Source organism: Sorangium sp. So ce204 (assembly GCF_051526795.1).
GTDB classification, from domain to species: domain Bacteria; phylum Myxococcota_A; class Polyangia; order Polyangiales; family Polyangiaceae; genus Sorangium; species Sorangium cellulosum_B.
In genome coordinates this window covers 2,218,442-2,234,071 of sequence record NZ_CP150317.1, presented here as the reverse complement: position 1 = coordinate 2,234,071, position 15,630 = coordinate 2,218,442, and the positions used below count along the sequence as shown (strand labels likewise).

Genomic DNA, 15,630 nt, shown 5'->3' with positions numbered 1-15,630 from the left:
GCGCGGGGAGCATCGCCACGAGGGGTAGGCGCTGCCAGGGGCCGGATCGAGGCACGGTCCTCCCGCCGGGAGCTGAAAGGCTCCTGCGTGGAGCGGCGGCGCGCGGCCTCCGGAACCACCATCGCAGCGGGCGGCGAAGGGGCTCGCCCCGGGAGAATGCGATGAAGGCGATTGTTCAGTACGAATACGGTTCGGCGGACAACCTGCGGCTCGAGGAGATCCCCATGCCCGCGCTCAGGGACGACGGTGTGCTCGTGCGGATCGAGGCCGCGTCGGTGAACGCGGCCGACTGGCACATGATGCGGGCGGATCCGTTCTTCCTTCGGTTTCTCGGCTTCGGGCTCTTCGCGCCGAAGCACCGGGTGCCCGGCGCCGACATCGCCGGTCGGGTGGAGGCGGTGGGAAAGAACGTGACCCGGTTCCGGGTGGGCGACGAGGTGTTCGGGGATCTGTCCGCTCACGGGTGGGGAGGCTTTGCGGAATACGTCTGCACGTCGGAGCAGGCGCTGGCCCCGAAGCCGTCGAACATGAGCTTCGAGGAAGCGGCGGCCGTCCCCTTGGCGGCGCTGGCTGCGCTCCAGGCGCTCCGCGACTGCGGGCGGGCTCGGGCCGGGCAGCGGGTGCTCGTCAACGGCGCCTCCGGAGGGGTGGGGACGTTCGCTGTCCAGATCGCGAAGGCCCTGAACGCGGAGGTGACAGGGGTGTGCAGCACCAGGAACCTCGATCTGGTGCGGTCGCTGGGCGCCGATCACGTCGTCGACTACACGCGCGCGGACGTCACCCGGAGCGGGCACGAGTACGACCTGATCGTGGACGCGGCGGCTTACCGATCCGTCTCGGACTACCGGCGCGTGCTCCGCGATGGCGGCACGTACGTGCTCGTCGGAGGGACCACCGGGGCGTTTCTGCGGGTCGCGCTCCTCGGGCGATGGTCCGGGTCGAAGGCGATGAAGGCGCACGCGTCGCGTCCGAGCGCCGCCGATCTCATCGCCCTGACGAAGCTGATCGAAGCGGGCACGGTCAGGCCGGTGCTCGATCGGCGTTATCCCTTGAGCGGGGTACCGGAGGCGGTCCGCTACCTGGAGAGCCGTCGCGCGCGGGGGAAGGTGGTGGTTACGCCCGCCACCACCATCGTCCCGCCGTCGTGACGCCTGGGAGCGGCGATGCAGCCTGATCAGCGACAATTACTGTCGCTTGACACTCCGGACCCCCCAGGACGCCGCCCTCCGATGTCCGCGACCCTGCCAGAGCCGTTCGCCACGCCCTACCTACACCTCGTCGCGCCGCGATCGCGCCGCGATCGGGCTTGTTTTACTTACGCGCCACCGCGCTGGAGGACTCCGAGGCTGCGTAGCGGAGGCGAGGACCAACGACCAGGCGCCGGCGTCGAGCCATAGGAATACAGGGCCCCAAGTGGGCGCTCAGGAGGGGTCCGGGGCTGCGCAGGAGGAGTCCGGGGCTGCGCAGGAACCACAAAAACGTGTGATAGGACATGAAATTGGGTACGCGGGAGGGCCGCTGGGACCGCGCAGGAGCCACGCGATCGTACGAAAGGACACCAAAGTGGATGCGCAGGAGGGGCGCCAGGGCCGCGCAGCAGGGCGCCTGAGCCGCGCAGCAGGGTCGGCGGGACCGCGTAGAAGGGCCGCCGGGGCCGCGCAGCAGGGCCGGAAGACCGCGCAGCACGGCCGCAGGGGCCGCGCAGCAGGGCGCCAGGGTGAACGACCGGGAGCCCTGGTAACACGTTAGACCGGGAGCCTAGAGGACCGATCTCGTTGAAACCCGGAGAATTTTCACAGGGAGGCGGGGAGGCGGGGAGGAAGAAAGAATGAATTTCTTTCTCTTGCCGTCTCTCGCTCCCCGCCTCCCCGTCTCCCTGTGAAATTCTTGCTTTTTCTCGTGGTTTCAACCCGTTTGTCGCTCTAGGTGACACTTCCTTGAGCCACGGGCCCCTGCTCCGGGAGGACTGGACACCTACCCGTTGTGCGACGCCCCGTCCGTCATCGATCAGGAAGGAGCCCTCGCCACGCCGCTCGTGGGCCGCTCGGCGGCGCGCGCCGCGCTGGAGGAGCTGGGCGCGTAGCCGTACTGGAGGATGGGGGTGCTGCCCTGGACCGTCGTGCCCTGGAGCACCACCACGCTGCTCCCGGTGCCCTGCAGCTGGAGATCGATGTCGCCGCCGTCCGTGTCGCACTCGGCCTTGAACTTGATCGAGGTGCCATAGAGGTTGTTCGAGGTGTCCGTCCACATGACGGTGAAGTAGTCGTTGCTGCTGGGCACGAGCGCGGCCATCCACCCCTGCGCCAGGGTGCTCTGGCCATTCGCGACGTTCTCCCCGATCCAGCACTCGGTCCACGGGGTCTCGCTGGTGGTGTGCGCGAGCCAGACCTGGCCGATCCCGTAGCCGAGGTTGTTGGAGACGTAGATGTTCACGTAGGTATTGTCGGACATGATGATTCCTCCATGCGCGGTCCACGAGGGGTCCGCGCGGTCTGTCCGCGAGCGAGCGAGATGCCCCTCGCGAGCCGCCGTGGCGCGGGGTGCACGGGTGGAGCGAGACGTCGCTCCTGCCCGTCGCCCCGCGGGTACAGAGGAGTCTTATGCCGCCGCGCCCGACAGCGCCATTACACGAGTCTTACGCGCCCGCGCCCGCCGCCGGCATCGGCGTGATCACCAGCCGCTCCGTGCCCACGCGGAGCTGCCGGCTGCTGCGGCGCCGCTCGATCACCGCGGCGGCTCTGGCGAAGCCGGCGGCGCTCATCTCCTGCCGCACCCGGTAGATCTCGACGTTGAGCTTGTTCTCGTCCATCGACAGCATCCGGCAGAGATCGTCGACGAAGACCCAGCCGCGCTGCGGGGGGCCGAGCGACCCCGCGTCGCGGTCCCGGAGCCGGGCGCGCGCCAGCGTGAGCAGCATGTAATGGTGCGAGCGGGGCGGGAGCACGCGCGCGTCTCCGCCTCCCGCCACGGTGAGCTCGACCGCCTCCTCGTCGCGGCTGACCCGGAAGCGCAGCTCGGTCTCGTCGATGCGGGCGGCGCGCTCGCCCGCGTCGTCGGTGGCGGCGGGGGGCGTGGGCAGGTGCAGCGCGAACGCCTCGCCCCCGAGCTGCAGGACCTCGCCGTCCTGGGCCGGGCGCGATTGCCCGTCGATCTCCACCAGGAAGCTCCCGCCCTCGACCTCCACCACGCAGGCGCGCAGATCGTCCGCCGAGGGCAGGGCGAGCAGGGCGCCCGCGCCGGCGAGGAGCGCGCCGTCGGAGAGCCGCCGCGCCATGGGCACGGGCGGCGAGGCGTCGGCGAGGGTCCACGTCGCCTCCGGATCGCCGAACGCGAGCTGGTCGCCCCCGGCGAGGGCTCGCGCGCTCCCGGGCGCGAGGCGCTCGCCGTTGACGAAGGTGCCGTTCTTGCTGCCCAGATCGCGCACCGACCAGGCGCCGTCGCGGTACGACAGGCGCGCGTGCTCCGCGGAGGCGAGCCGCACCTCGATCCGCACCGCGCACACCGACGACCGCCCCACCAGCGCGTGCGCCGCGAGCGCCGCCCGGGTGCCGCCGCCGCGTTGCTCCAGGATCGCCACGGTCGCGAGGCTACCACCGCCCCCCGCGCGGAAAGAAGGGGCAGCTGTAAGGTTCGCGTCATGGGTGCTGCCCGGCAGGTGCTTTAAAGGTGGGATCGACAAGGAGGACGAGGATGACGAAGCTCGACGAGGCCGCCGTGGGATCGAAGCCGCGGCCGTATCAGCTCACCCCGGACATGAAATATTCGCTGTCGATCTCGGGCGTGACCAGCGCGTCATGGGCTGTTTACGTGACGGGCCCGGCGTCGGGTTTCGGTGTGACCGACCCGGCGTCATCCAGCAGCAACAGCTACCCGACGAACACGGAGCTCTGGGAGATCGATCCCACCTTCCTCCATGACCTGAAGAACCCCGAGACGGGGACGACCCAGATCACGATCGGACCAGGGGAGGAGCTGGGGAATGCCCCTTCGACCCCGCCGCCGGTCGACATGCCCGCGCAGAGCCTGTGGACACCGGTGACGGCATCGGCGTTGCCCCCGGCCGGCCTGTTCCTCGGCACCAACGCCGCCGGGGACCAGGTAGGGCTCGATTTCGCGCTCAAACACAAGACGCCCTGGCGAGGGACCGTGACCTGGTATGTCGGCACGCAGAGCGGAAGTCCGCCGCAATATGCCGTCGACAGCAACGGAATCACCCTGACCTACGACACGGTGAGCTCCCCCGCCGGCGTCACGTGGTACAAGATGACGCAATCGCCGCTGTCGTGGGGCCAGCCGGCGACCGTCGGCGGCGCCGCGCTCGGCGTGGGGCTCGCGCAGCTGGGCGATACGTTCTACCTCGCATTCACGAACGCCAGCGACAGCACCGTCTCCTGTTCCACCTCCGGGGACGGCGCGACGTGGTCGGACCCGACCTCGATTGGCATATCGGCCGCTGGCGAGCCGGCGCTGGCCTCGCTGGACGGCACGCTGTACCTCGTCTACCAGAAGAGCGGCTCGTCCTCGGTGAAGATGTGCACGAACGCCGGCGAGGGCTGGTCGAAGAGCACCCACACCGGGGCCAGCGCCTCGAGCGCGCCGGCGCTGAGCGTGGTTTCCGCCGGATCGACCAGCGTGTTGTGCATGGCCTACCTGACCGCGTCAGGGAAGCCTCACATGCACGTGCGCACATGGAACGGGTCGCGCTGGTCTCCCAACCATGGCAGCCCGGGTGTCGAGGCGGCGGGCGCGCCCGCGCTCGTTGGCTATAACGGGCAGCTGCTCCTCGCCCAGCAAGGCGCCGCCTCGCAGACCATCGAGATCTACGCGACACACGACGTCCAGGCCTCGCCCGAATCGTGGTCCTGGCACAAGACGGCGCGCCTCTGGGTGGACGCGTCGACCTTCACGGTCACGAGCGATCCTTCGGCGCCGGAGCCCGCGAGCCCCCTCGTCCTCTCGAACCCGAGCTTCTGCGCCTACCTCGACCGGCTGTACCTCGCGTTCACGGACGCGTCCCAGAACGTCTGGATCTGCTCCAGCGACGACGGCAAGAGCTGGTCTGGCTTCGCGCAGCTCCCTGAGCAGATCGCCGGCTGTGAGGCGCTGGCGAATCCGGCTCTCGCGGCGTTCACCCCCAGCAGCGGCATCCCCACGCTCGCCCTCGCGGTCGTCACAGGGAGCGGCGTCTCCGTGCTCACCGCGACCTGATCCCGATCAGCCCGGTGCCGGAAAGGAGCGCGCCGGCCGGATGCCCACGAGCGGCCGGCGGATCCCCGGGCGCGCGCCGAAGCGCACGGCGGCGCGCGAATACGCGATCGAGCTCCCCCAGCCGCCCCCGCGGATGGCGCGGAAATCGTCGTCCTCCGGGTCGGCCGCCTCGAGCCGCAGCCGCCCGCCCTCCACGGGCGGCCCGCCGTGCCGCCACACGTTCGCGCACCAGTCGCGCGCCGTGCCGCCGAGCCCGCGCGCGCCATAAGGGCTCTCGTCGGTGGGCGGCTCGTCCACGGGCCACGGCGTGGGCTCGCCGCGGTGGATCTCCAGCACACACGCGAACGCCGGCTCCGCGTGATCCCCCCAGGGGAACAGCCGCCCGTCGGCGCCGCGCGCCGCCTTCTCGCGCTCGATCTCGTCCGGCAGCCGCCACGGCTTGCCCGTGCGGATCGCCAGCCAGCGCGCATAGGCCCCGGCGACGTGGCCGTCGACGATCGCGGGCCAGCGCTCCTGGGGCGGCGGATCCGGCGTGTCGCGGCGCAGCGCGAAGCGGCCCGCGGCGTCGCGCGTGATCCCCGGCATCCCGAGCGCCTCCGCGAGGACGCCGGGGTGGGCCGCAGGCAGCCCCAGCGCCGCGTTGTCGAGGCCCTGCCGCGCGAGGTCGTCGAGAAACTCCAGGAGCTCGCTGTTGGTCACGGAGAAGCGCCGCAGGACGAAGCCGTCCACCCAGATGCGACGCCGCGGCAGCGCGTCGGCCGCCTCGGGATCGCCGCCGGTCCAGGCGTACCCGGCGGGCACGTAGACCTCGTCGGGGCCGAGATCGCCCTCGCGCGGGAGCGCGATGGGGACGGGCGCGGACGCGCCGGACGGCGTGCTGTCCCAGTGCTCGCCGCGCTCGACGAGCACCGGATAGCGGACCTCCCGGCGCCCCGGCGCCGAGACGCGGAGGAGGTAGCTGCCGTGCGGCAGCGCCGCCGCATGGAGCGGCGTCCGGCCCAGCTCGCCCGCCGGCTCCTCGACGAGGCGCCGCCCCCGGAGCCCGTAACGGTGCACGGTGACGCGCGCGCCCGGCGGATCGGTGACCAGGGTGACGGCCCCGTCGCCGCGCAGGAACGCCGCGTGCCTGCCGCGATCGTGGGCGCGCAGCAGCACCTCGGCGCGGGCGGCGTCGGCGAGGCGGCGCGCGCGCTCGGCGTCGAGCAGCTGATCGCGGTAGTGGTCGGCGAGCGCGCCGTGCGCTTCGGGCAGCTCGGGATCGATCGCCAGCGCGCCGTGCACGGCCTGGATCCACTCCGCCTCCCGGAGCGAGGCCTCGCGCTCCAGCCGCTCGGCCTCGTCCTCGCGCTCCCAGCCCGGCGCCTTGGCCTCGATGGCGTCGGACGGCTTCACGCCCGCGAGCGCGCGCCGCGCGTCGTCACGCGCGGCCGCCGCCCGCGCCCGCAGATCTGCGCGCGCCTCGCCCAGCGCGCGCACGCCCACGAACGCCGCGAGCGCCCGCTCGCGCCGCCGCGCGCCGTCGAGGAACGCCTCGACGTCGCGCGCCAGCGCGCCCGCGTCCGGGTAGCGCGCCTCCACCTCGAGCGCCATGGCGCGCCGGCAGATGGCCGCGAGCTCCGGCGGCACGTCGGACGTCCCGCGCGCCCCGTCGAGCAGCGGCGGATCGTCCGACGCCACCCTCGTCGACGCGGCGGGCGGCGGGCGGCCGACGAGCACGTCGTGCAGCATGGCCCCGAGCGCGTAGGTGTCCGTCGCGGGCCCGTGGCGCCGCACGTCGCCGCGCGCCTGCTCGGGCGCCATGTACGCGGGGGTCCCGATGACGTCGCCCGCACCCGTCAGCCCGGCCGGCGCCGCCGCTCGGCCCGCCCCCGCGCCGGGCCCGGCGACATCTTCCCGCTCCCCGGCGCTCCGGGCGATCCCCCAGTCCATCACCAGCACCTCCGCAAACGGGCCCACCATCACGTTGGCCGGCTTCAGATCGCGGTGGATGACGCCGCGGCTGTGCGCGTAGGCCACGGTCTCGCAGACGCGCGCGAACACATCGAGCAGCCGGCGCCGCGGCACGTGCCCGCCGCCCGCGCGGAACGCCTGGTCAATGACCGCCCGCAGCGTCCGCCCCCGCACCTCGGCCATCGTGAACCACAGCTGTCCCCCCTCGAGCTCGCCGTAGTCGTGGACCGCCACGATCCCCGGGTGCGACAGCCCCGCGGTCAGCTCGATCTCGGCGAGGAACCGCGCGCGGCGCGCCGCGGACGGCGCCACGTCGGGCCGGAGGATCTTCATGGCCACGGCGCGCTTGAGCTTGCGATCCCAGACGCGCCGCACCTCCCCGAAGCCGCCGCTGCCGAGCTGGCCCCGATCCTCGTAACGCTCGGGCAGCCCGAGCGCGCCCGCGAGCGCGCCCGCCGCCCCGGCGCCCGTGGCGGTGCTCTCCGTTTCGTCGCTCGGCGAAAGCTTCGAGGCCATGCGGCGCGGCGATGGTACCGGCAAAGCTCGGCCGGGACAGCCCTCGAGGCGCGCGGGAGGCGCGTCGCGAGACGCGATGCGGCGTTACCGGGCGCCTTGCGGCGCAGAACGGTGCGCTTCAACGTTCGGGGCTCCGGGTCGCCTGCGGCGCCCTGCGCCCCGAACCCCCGCTCGGGGCTCCGGGTCGCCTGCGGCGCCCTGCGCCCCGAACCCCCGCTCGGGGCTCCGGGTCGCCTGCGGCGCCCTGCGCCCCGAACCCCCGCTCGGGGCTCCGGGTCGCCTGCGGCGCCCGCCCCGGATCAGGGGCACGTCGCCGCGTCGTCGTTGTTGATCACGGACGCTCGTGGAACGCCGGTCCGCTCACGGAGCTCTTCCACTTCACAGGTGGGGAGCTTCGGGTTCGTCGTGATCTCGAGGCCGTAGTGGATCCGCTCGAGCGAAGAGAGTCCATCGATGCTGGCGAGCTCCGGGTTGTTCGAGATGACGAGATTTTGCTCGATCGCCCGGAGCGCAGAGAGCGCATCGATGGAAGTGAGCACCTCGTTGTCCCTGATGGTGAGATCTTGATAGACCATCTCGATCGCCGAGAGCCCATCGAGGCTCTCGAGCTTCGCGTTGCTCATGACGAGGAGGTTGGCGAGCTGACTCACGCCGTCGAGGCCGTGCAAGCTCTCGAGGGCCGGGTTGGACTTGAGCGCCACCGCGCCCGTGGCGGTCAGGCTGCGCAGCCCGGCGAGGCTCGCCAGGACGGGGTTGTCCTCGATCTGGATGCCAGAGCGCACCGTCGTCAGACTCTCGAGCCCGCCCAGGTCAGCGAGGCGGAGGTTCGAATGGAGGGTCAATGCGCCATCCACGACCTTCAGGCCTTGGAGCCCCGTCATGCTCGCGAGCGCGTCGTTCTTCTCGATCGTGAGCCCCGCCCCGATGGACTCGAGCCGTTCGAGCCCCTCGAGCGTGGCGAGCTTGCGCGTGTACCGGATGGTGACCGTGCCCGTGACGTGCCGTAGACAGCCAAGGCGGTGCAGCTGACTGACGTCTTCACTGAGCGCCAGGTCCCCGCGGATCTCCGAGATGGGCGGCAGATCGTCGAGATCGCCCTGGTATTTCAGATCGACCGAGCTCGGGAACAGCCGCGCCGCGGCGCAGTCCAGCTCCGCGGGCGCCCCCGCGCTCCCGCCGGTTCCATCCGGAGCCCCGCCGCTCGTGCTGCCCACGTCCATGCCGCCCGAGCCCGCCGCCGCGCCGCCGTCGCCCGCCCCGGTCGAGCCGAACGGGCCACCCGTGCCGGAGCCGTTGCCCGTGGTCCCGCCCGCGCCGCTTCCTCCCACGCCTCCTCCTGACGCCGTGTTCCCGGCCTCCCCGGAGCCCTCGACCTCGGAGGAGCTCCCCCCTTCCCCGTCGCCCTCGACGCCTGGATCGTCGAGAAGCACCCTGCTGCAAGCCAATGGGCCTCCTGCTGCGACGAGCCCTGCCGCCGCAATCGGCGCCCACCACCAAACCCGCCTGCTACGCACCGGCATGACCGAACCTCCGCCGCCGAGTGTAGGGCAAGGCAATGCCCTGGAGCGAGGGTTGGCGCCCGTCGAAGCCGTGCGGATCGAGGACACACCGTCACGCGCGCCGAGGTTTGCGCCAGCATTGATGTAAATGTGCCACGAGCGCGGAGCGCCGGAGCGCCGGGCCCCCGCGGCGCATTCATGACTCGGGCGCGCGACGAGCCTGTCATGAATCGACGGCATCGCTCTCCGGTGCCTGGCAGTGCAGGTGAAGCTCTTTCACATGCGCGGCGCATGCTCACTCGCCCATCGCTCCCCGACACGCGGCTCCTCGGCGACGGCACGCCGCGTGCTCGCTCGCGCCGAGGTGACGCGCTGGGCAGCGTTCTTCAACACCGACATGCACAGGGCCTTCAAGCAACTCTTCACGCCGCGTCGGCTCCTCGCTGCCCTCAAGCTTCTCCGCTTCAGCGAACGCATGCGCGCCGGCCCGGCCGTGCAGAAGGCGCTCGCGATCGACGCGTACCCTGTTCAACCACGAGGATCCCATGCTCCAGAATCTCCGTTTCGCCTCTCGCACTTCGAAGCTCGTGAAGAGCACCGCCGCCGTGGCGGCCGTCGCGGTGGGCCTGCTCGCCTGCCCCGCTGCCGCCGCGCCCGAGCCGGTCGTCACGACGCTCCTGACGAAGGAGCTCGCGAACATCCCCGGCAAGGAGCTGATGATGCTCATCGTCGACTACCCCCCCGGCGCCGCCGATCCGGTGCACCGTCACGACGCCCACGGCTTCATCTATGTCCTCGAGGGCTCGATCGTGATGGGCGTGAAAGGCGGCAAGGAGGTGACGCTCACCCCGGGCCAGACCTTCTACGAGGGGCCCAGCGACATCCACACCGTCGGCCGGAACGCGAGCGCCAAGAAGCCCGCGAAGTTCCTTGTCGTGCTCGTGAAGGAGCGGGGCGTGGCCCCGCTGCTGCCCGTCCAGTGATGCATCTCGTGCAGGGCCGGTAGCAAGCGGCCAGTCGAGTCAGGTCCAATCCGGTCAAACGCGATCCCACGGGAGAGCTCACCGCCCCCGCGCCCGCCGGGGCGCGGCCGCCTTCTCCGGAGCGGTAGGTCACCGGCGAGTGCTCGCCACGGGCTTGCCGCATCCAGACGAACGACCCATGGGACCCGGCGCCGGCGTGCCCTGCCTGGCACGCACGACGACGAGCGAGCAGGTGCTCGCAGGAAGAGGGGACGCGTGAAGTCGGTCGCTGCCTTGATGGCCGAGAGGGTTGTGTGTCTCGTCGAGGAGGAAGACCGACCGGAGGCTCGGCGGCTGGCGAACGGGCAAGCGCTGCTCCGCACGCTCGCGGTCGGACTGTGCGGGACCGACCGGGAGATCGCCGCGTTCACGTACGGGTCCGCCCCGGCAGGGACCGACCGGCTCGTGCTGGGACACGAGGCGCTCGCCGAGGTCGTGCAGACGGGTGAGGGCATGGTTCGCCTTCGTCCCGGAGATCTCGTGGTGCCGACCGTGCGTCGGCCCTGCACGAGGATCGACTGCCCGGCCTGCCGCGTCGGGCACCAGGACTTCTGCGCGACGGGCGAGTTCATCGAGCGCGGTATCTCCGGGGCGGGCGGCTTCATGACCGAGCTCTTCGTCGAGGAGGAGCGCTACCTCGTCCCCGTCCCTCCGGGCGTCGGCGAGCTCGGCGTCCTCGTCGAGCCGCTGAGCGTCGTGGCCAAAGCGTTCGCCCAGCTCGACGCCGCCCTGACGCGCCTGCCCTGGGAGGACGACGCACCGCGGGGCCTGGTCCTCGGCGCCGGGCCGATCGGCGTGCTCACGGCGATGGGGCTTGTCGCGAACGGTTATCGGGCGGTCGTGTATTCGAGGGAGCCGACGGACGGCGATCAGGCGCGCTTCGTGCGCAGCATCGGCGCCGACTATGTATCGAGCGAGTCCACCGACGTCGCGGGGCTGATGAGGCGCCACGGGCGGTTCGACGTGATCATCGAAGCGGTCGGCGTGCCGGCGTTCGCGTTCAAGACCCTCCCCGCGCTCGCGGCGAACGGCGCGTTCGTCCTCACCGGCATCCCTGCGCCGGGGCCCGCGATGGACTTCGACACATGCGGTCTGATGCGCGATTTCGTCCTCCAGAACCAGCTGATGTTCGGGACCGTGAACGCCGGCCGCAAGTCCTACGAGGCAGCCGTCCGGATGCTCGAGCAGTTCCTGATCCTGTTTCCCGACGCCGCGCGCCGGGTCATCGCGCGGCGGATCTCGCTCGACGAGGCGCCGGCCTTGCTGCGCGCGGGAGCGGGTGGAGCGAAGACGGTGATCCACATCGCGGAGGCCGGAACGGCGGCGCGCGATGAAGGGCTTCGGGCTGCCGGGTAGGCCGTGGCGCCCCTCGTCCAGGAACCGGGAACCGGGAAGGACAGCGATGAACCAGAAGCGAAAGCTGAGGAGCCAGGCATGGTGGGACGACGCGACCAATCCGGAGATGACGGCGCTGTACCTCGAGCGCTACTTGAACTTCGGGCTGACCCGTGAAGAGCTCCAGTCCGGCCGCCCCGTCATCGGGATCGCCCAGACGGGGAGCGACCTCGTTCCGTGCAATCGCCATCATCTGAGCCTCGCCGTCCGGGTCAAGGAGGGCGTGCGTGACGCCGGCGGGATCCCGCTGGAGTTCCCGGCGCACCCCCTCCAGGAGACAGGCAAGAGGCCCACCGCGGCCCTCGACCGGAACCTCGCGTACCTCGGGCTGGTGGAGGTGCTCCACGGATACCCGCTCGACGGCGTCGTCCTCACGACGGGCTGCGACAAGACAACGCCGTCCTGCCTGATGGCGGCGGCGACCGTCGATCTGCCCGCGATCGTGCTCTCGGGCGGGCCGATGTTGAACGGATATTACCGCGGGAGGCTCGCCGGCTCGGGGCTCGTTATCTGGGAGGCTCGACGGCTCCTCGCGGCCGGCAGCATCGACTACACGGAGTTCATGGACATGGTCGCCGCGGCGGCGCCCAGCGTGGGGCACTGCAACACGATGGGAACGGCCCTGTCGATGAACGTCCTCGCCGAGGCCGTCGGGATGTCGCTGCCCGGATGCGCGGCGATCCCGGCGCCCTACCGGGAGCGGGCGCAGATGGCCTACGCGACCGGGCGCCGGATCGTGGAGATGGTGCACGAGGACCTGACGCCGAGCGCGATCATGACCAAAAAGGCGTTCGAGAACGCGATCGCCGTCGCCTCGGCGATCGGCGCGTCGACCAACTGCCCCATCCACATGAACGCCATCGCGCGCCACGTCGGGGTCGACTTGACGAACGACGACTGGCAGCGGGTCGGGCAAGACGTCCACTTGCTCGTCGACTGCCAGCCCGCCGGGCGCTTCCTGGGAGAGGACTTCTATCGCGCGGGGGGCGCGCCCGCCGTCATGAACGAGCTGCTCCGCGCGGGCCGTCTCCACGGGGATGCGCTCACCGTGTCCGGACGAACCGTGGGGGAGAACGTGGCGAGCGCCGCCGTCGCCAACCGCGACGTGATCCGAGCGTACGAAGATCCTCTGCTCCGCGCCGCCGGCCTGCTCGTCCTGAGCGGGAACCTCTTCGACTCGGCCGTCATGAAGAGCAGCGTCATCGGAGAGGTCTTCCGCGGCCGCTACCTGTCGGACCCCGCGAACCCCGATGTCTTCGTGGCGCGGGCCATCGTCTTCGAGGGGCCGGAGGATTACCACGCTCGCATCAACGATCCGTCGCTCGGGATCGACGAGCGCTGCATCCTCGTCATGCGCAACACGGGGCCCATCGCCTATCCGGGCTCCGCGGAGGTCGTGAACATGGATCCGCCCGACGCGCTGGTGCGAGAGGGGATATCCCTGCCGACGCTCGGTGATGGCCGCCAGAGCGGCACCTCGGACAGCCCCTCGATCCTGAACGCGTCGCCCGAGTCCGCGGTGGGCGGCGGCCTCGCGCTGCTCCGGACGGGGGATCGCATCCAGGTCGATCTGCGCCGGCGTCGCGTGGACGTGTTGCTCTCCGACGACGAGATCGAGCAGCGCCGCAGATCCCTGAAGCTGCCGGAGCTCGAGAGCCAGACGCCATGGCAGGAGATCTACCGGAACGCGGTCGGTCCCCTGTCCACGGGCGCGTGCTTCGAGCCGGCCGTCCGGTACCAGCACCTCGTTCAGCTCCGCGGGCTGCCTCGTCACTCACACTGAACGGCACGGGAACGGAGGTAAGGACCATGAGCATGGAACGGACGGGGCAGGTCGTCGTGCTGGACTACGATTTCGGCGACGTCGACATCGAGCGCTCTCTCGTGGAGCCGGCCGGCTTCGAGCTGGTCGCCGCGCAGTGCAAGACCGAGGAGGACGTCGTGGCCGTCGCGCGCGACGCCGTCGGCGTGCTCACGCAGTACGCCGAGGTCAAGGGGCGAGCCATCTCGGGGCTCCGGCGCTGCCAGGTCATCGCTCGGTACGGCACCGGGGTCGACACGGTCGACGTCGCGGCGGCGACCCGCCGTGGGATCCGCGTCACCAACGCGCCGAACGACTGGTGCGCCGACGAGGTCGCCGACCACGCCGTGGCGCTCTTGCTCACGCTCGCCCGCAAGCTGCCCGCGTACGATCGCGCCACGCGCCGTGGATCCTGGTCCTGGCAGGATGGCCGGCCGATCCACCGGATGCGGGGCGCGACCCTGGGGCTCCTGTCGTTCGGCGCGATCGCCCGAAGCATCGCCGCGAAAATGGCGAGCTTCGGTGTGCGCGTCACGGCGCACGACCCCTTTCTCGACGCGGACGAGATCCGCGCCGCCGGCGCCGACCCCGTGTCCTTCGACGAGCTCCTGGAGCGCTCCGACTACCTCGTCATCCAGGCGCCGCTGACCCAGGGGACCCATGGCCTCTTCGGGGAACGCGAGCTCCGGCGCATGAAGCCGACAGCGATCCTCGTCAACACCGCCCGTGGTCCGATCATCGACGACGGCGCGCTGTACCGGGCGCTCGCGGAGGGATGGATCGCGGGGGCCGGGCTCGACGACACCGCCGAGGAGCCGGCGAAGCGCCGGGACTGGAGGCCGACGAGCCCGCTCTTCTCGCTCGAGAACGTCGTCATCTCTCCCCACGCTGCCTATTACTCGGAAGAGTCGATCGAGTTCGTCCGACGATTCGCGGCGAGCGAGGTCGTTCGCGTCCTGTCCGGACAGGAGCCGATGTCGCCCGTGAACCTCATGGCCGCCTGAGGCCGCCGCCTCGCCGGCGCCGGCGGGTACGGCGGATGCATTCGGAATGGGGTGAATGGGGTGAATGGGGTGAATCTGGTGGAGGAACGCGTCGATGCCACAACCAGCCCCGAACCAGGCCGGGGAGCCGCGGGTCGACGTGAGCGTGCCACTCTTGCGCCGGCGGCGATCGGAAGAAACGGAGGAGGTACACCATGGAGCAAACGAACATTCGTGACGTGCCGATCCCCGTGAGCCGGGTCGGCCTCGGGACCTGGGCCATGGGCGGGTATCAATGGGGAGGCGCCGACGACGACGCGTCGGTCCGCACGATCCACGCGGCGCTCGATCTCGGGATCAACCTGATCGACACCGCGCCGGCCTACGGGTTCGGGCACTCCGAGGAGGTCGTCGGACGGGCCATCGCCGAGCGGGGCCAGCGCGAGCGGGTCGTCCTCGCGACCAAAGGGGGCCTCGAGCGGCGCGGCGACGCGCTCTTCCGGAACGGGACGCGCAAGCAGCTCCTGGAGGAGGTCGAGCTCTCGCTCCTCCGCCTGCGCACCGATTACATCGATCTCTATCAGGTTCACTGGCCGGATCCACAGACGCCCTACGAAGAGACGGCCCAGGCCCTCCTCGATCTCCAGCGTCAAGGCAAGATCCGCGCGATCGGCGTCTCCAATTACTCGATCGAGGCGATGCGGAGGTTCCGCGCTGTCGCGCCGATCGCCTCGGCGCAGCCGCCGTTGAACCTCTTCGAGAGGCAGGCGGAGGGGGACATCCTGCCTTGGTGTCGCGACAACGGGGTTGCCACGCTCACCTACGGCGCGCTCTGCCGCGGGCTCCTCAGCGGCGCGATCGACGAGAAGACCGCGTTCAAGGGGGACGACCTCAGGAAGACCGATCCGAAGTTTCAACCTCCTCGCTTCGCGCAGTACCTCGACGCGGTGAGGGGCCTCGATCGGTTCGCGCGCGGCCGCTACGCTCGGGGCGTGCTCGCGCTCGCGGTGCGCTGGGTGCTCGACCACCCGGGTGTCTCGGTGGCTCTCTGGGGGGCTCGACGGCCGGAGGAGCTCGCGCCGATCAACGAGGTGATGGGATGGAGCCTCGACGACGAAGCCCGCGCCCACATCGACGCCGTGCTCACCGGAGCCGTGCGCGACCCGGTGGGTCCCGAGTTCATGGCGCCGCCGGAGCGCCCCGCCGCGGCGCGCAGCGCGGCCTGACGCTGCGAATCCATGGCGACGGCCACGCGC

Annotated in this window: 11 protein-coding genes; 7 read left to right on the top strand and 4 right to left on the bottom strand. The window is 71.2% G+C overall.

Translation table 11 applies throughout. The annotated features are described in order from the left end of the window. The first annotated feature begins 161 nt into the window (after positions 1 to 161). Positions 162 to 1,148 carry an NAD(P)-dependent alcohol dehydrogenase gene (locus tag WMF22_RS08420; protein ID WP_438035416.1) on the top strand — a complete coding sequence of 329 codons (987 nt, stop codon included), beginning with the start codon at positions 162 to 164 and terminating at the stop codon, positions 1,146 to 1,148. 859 nt (positions 1,149 to 2,007) lie between these two features. Here the strand turns inward: WMF22_RS08420 and WMF22_RS08415 are convergent. Together WMF22_RS08415 and WMF22_RS08410 are read right to left on the bottom strand one after the other, a co-directional pair. After that, the gene (locus tag WMF22_RS08415) at positions 2,008 to 2,451 is read right to left on the bottom strand and encodes a hypothetical protein (protein WP_437298590.1); all 444 of its coding nucleotides are present in this window, start codon (positions 2,449 to 2,451) and stop codon (positions 2,008 to 2,010) included. A gap of 184 nt (positions 2,452 to 2,635) precedes the next feature. Further along, positions 2,636 to 3,577, bottom strand: a complete 942-nt coding sequence (locus WMF22_RS08410; protein WP_438035415.1) for an FHA domain-containing protein — start codon at positions 3,575 to 3,577, stop codon at positions 2,636 to 2,638. 113 nt (positions 3,578 to 3,690) lie between these two features. Between WMF22_RS08410 and WMF22_RS08405 the strand changes: the two genes are divergently transcribed. Beyond that, positions 3,691 to 5,208, top strand: a complete 1,518-nt coding sequence (locus WMF22_RS08405; protein WP_437298588.1) for a hypothetical protein — start codon at positions 3,691 to 3,693, stop codon at positions 5,206 to 5,208. A gap of 6 nt (positions 5,209 to 5,214) precedes the next feature. Here WMF22_RS08405 and WMF22_RS08400 read toward each other — a convergent pair whose 3' ends face one another. Beyond that, entirely contained in the window at positions 5,215 to 7,674 is a 2,460-nt protein-coding gene (locus WMF22_RS08400; RefSeq protein WP_438035414.1) for a protein kinase domain-containing protein, read from the bottom strand. Positions 7,675 to 7,973: 299 nt separating this feature from the next. Further along, complete coding sequence (locus WMF22_RS08395) at positions 7,974 to 9,104, bottom strand: hypothetical protein (protein WP_438035413.1); 1,131 nt, start codon at positions 9,102 to 9,104, stop codon at positions 7,974 to 7,976. 614 nt (positions 9,105 to 9,718) lie between these two features. Here WMF22_RS08395 and WMF22_RS08390 point away from each other — a divergent pair. The 5 genes from WMF22_RS08390 to WMF22_RS08370 all read left to right on the top strand — a co-directional run bounded on the left by WMF22_RS08390 (position 9,719) and on the right by WMF22_RS08370 (position 15,600). After that, positions 9,719 to 10,156, top strand: a complete 438-nt coding sequence (locus tag WMF22_RS08390) for a cupin domain-containing protein (RefSeq protein ID WP_438035412.1) — start codon at positions 9,719 to 9,721, stop codon at positions 10,154 to 10,156. A gap of 255 nt (positions 10,157 to 10,411) precedes the next feature. Continuing rightward, complete coding sequence (locus tag WMF22_RS08385) at positions 10,412 to 11,551, top strand: glucose 1-dehydrogenase (RefSeq protein WP_437298584.1); 1,140 nt, start codon at positions 10,412 to 10,414, stop codon at positions 11,549 to 11,551. A 46-nt stretch (positions 11,552 to 11,597) separates the two neighbouring features. Beyond that, positions 11,598 to 13,373, top strand: coding sequence for an IlvD/Edd family dehydratase (locus WMF22_RS08380; protein WP_438035411.1), 1,776 nt, complete (start codon positions 11,598 to 11,600; stop codon positions 13,371 to 13,373). A gap of 26 nt (positions 13,374 to 13,399) precedes the next feature. Continuing rightward, positions 13,400 to 14,395, top strand: coding sequence for a C-terminal binding protein (locus WMF22_RS08375; protein WP_438035410.1), 996 nt, complete (start codon positions 13,400 to 13,402; stop codon positions 14,393 to 14,395). Positions 14,396 to 14,589: 194 nt separating this feature from the next. After that, positions 14,590 to 15,600 carry an aldo/keto reductase gene (locus WMF22_RS08370; protein ID WP_437298581.1) on the top strand — a complete coding sequence of 337 codons (1,011 nt, stop codon included), beginning with the start codon at positions 14,590 to 14,592 and terminating at the stop codon, positions 15,598 to 15,600. Positions 15,601 to 15,630 lie beyond the last annotated feature (30 nt).